Genomic DNA, 1374 nt, shown 5'->3' on the forward strand with positions numbered 1-1374 from the left:
GCGCCGCGAGGCTGAGCAGGCGGGATTGCTTTAACAACCGTCAAGCTGCCGCCCCTCACCGTCGCGCAGTTGTCATACATCGCACCTACACGCAATCTGGGCGTCCCGCGACTGACATTTCGGTGCGCCCTCAGTCAGTTGGGGTGTCAAGAAATGCTGGACAGCATGCTGTCGGGCGGCAGGATTCGTTGCCGCCGCGATTTCCGTTTTCCGCACTAGAAGTTCAACAATCGGCCGCAGCTGAGGGGGAGCGCGCGGCCAGAAGACAGATGCATGAACAGATTTCAAATCCAGGGCCTCAAGCAGGACGACTTCGCGGAGATGGTCGCGGAAGACGTCGAACGTGCACTTGCCCACTATGACGAGGCCATCAACAAGCCCACCATGGTCTCGGTCGGCAAGATCGCCGGCAGCATAGCGTCCGCCGTCACCTTGCTGTCACCGAAGCACCGGCGCGCCATCGACGCCATCCATGCCGACCTGCCCGGCCTGGCGTCGAAATTCGTGCGCGCGCTGGCGGCGGAAGCCGCGCGCCGCAGCGAAGCCGGTATTGCCGGCGTGACAAATCCGCCGACGACCCCGTTGGCCGATGTCGAGCCTCCTTCGCTGCCAAAGTCCGACGATCTCGAATCGATGCTGATCGAGGACTGGGCCGGCCGCGTCGCCGGTTCGACCTATCTGGAAGAGCATCTGCGCATCGCCCGCTCGACCCTGCACCGCTGGCAGCGGCGGGGTGAGGTCATCGCCTTGCGCAAGGGCGGCCGCAAACATGTCTTCCCGCTGGCGCAGTTCGTCGACGGCCGGCCGGTTGCAGGCATTCGCGACGTGCTATCCCTGATCACCAATCCGAGGCTCGCATGGCTGTGGCTGACGCGGCCCTCGGCGCAGCTCGACGGCCGCGTCCCGATCGACTTGCTGCGGCAGGATCAGGTGGACGAGGTCGTCGAGGCCGCGCGCGTATTCGCGCCGGGCTGAACGCCTCGCGGACTCACCGCTGAGGCCAGCCCCTCAAGTCCCCGCCGTGTACGCCGCGATCGCCGCCATGTTGACGATATCGCTGTCCTTGGCATTCAGCGACACGATCTGAACCGGCTTGTTCAGGCCGACCAGCAGCGGCCCGATCACCGTCGAGCCGCCGAGTTCCTGCAACATCTTGGTCGAAATCGAGGCCGAGTGGAACGCCGGCATGATCAGCACATTGGCCGGGCCGGTCAGGCGGATGAACGGATATTGCGCCATGGCGCGGGCGTTGAGGGCGACGTCGGCGGCCATTTCGCCGTCATATTCGAAATCGACGCGGCGCTTGTCGAGGATGCGCACGGCTTCCTGGACGCGCTCGGAGCGTTCGCCCTGCGGATGGCCAAAGGTGGAATA

Annotated in this window: 2 protein-coding genes; one reads left to right on the forward strand and one right to left on the reverse strand. The window is 64.9% G+C overall.

Features of this window, described 5'->3' with window-relative positions:
- The first annotated feature begins 273 nt into the window (after positions 1-273).
- Entirely contained in the window at positions 274-975 is a 702-nt protein-coding gene (locus tag ENZ74_RS31810; protein ID WP_063169907.1) for an antitoxin Xre/MbcA/ParS toxin-binding domain-containing protein, read from the forward strand.
- 33 nt (positions 976-1008) lie between these two features.
- Here ENZ74_RS31810 and ENZ74_RS31815 read toward each other — a convergent pair.
- A partial coding sequence (locus ENZ74_RS31815) for a phosphate acyltransferase (RefSeq protein ID WP_281059756.1) occupies positions 1009-1374 on the reverse strand: 366 nt, incomplete at its 5' end.

It is taken from the genome of Mesorhizobium sp. M7A.F.Ca.CA.002.15.2.1, assembly GCF_003998715.1.
Taxonomy (GTDB): domain Bacteria; phylum Pseudomonadota; class Alphaproteobacteria; order Rhizobiales; family Rhizobiaceae; genus Mesorhizobium; species Mesorhizobium ciceri.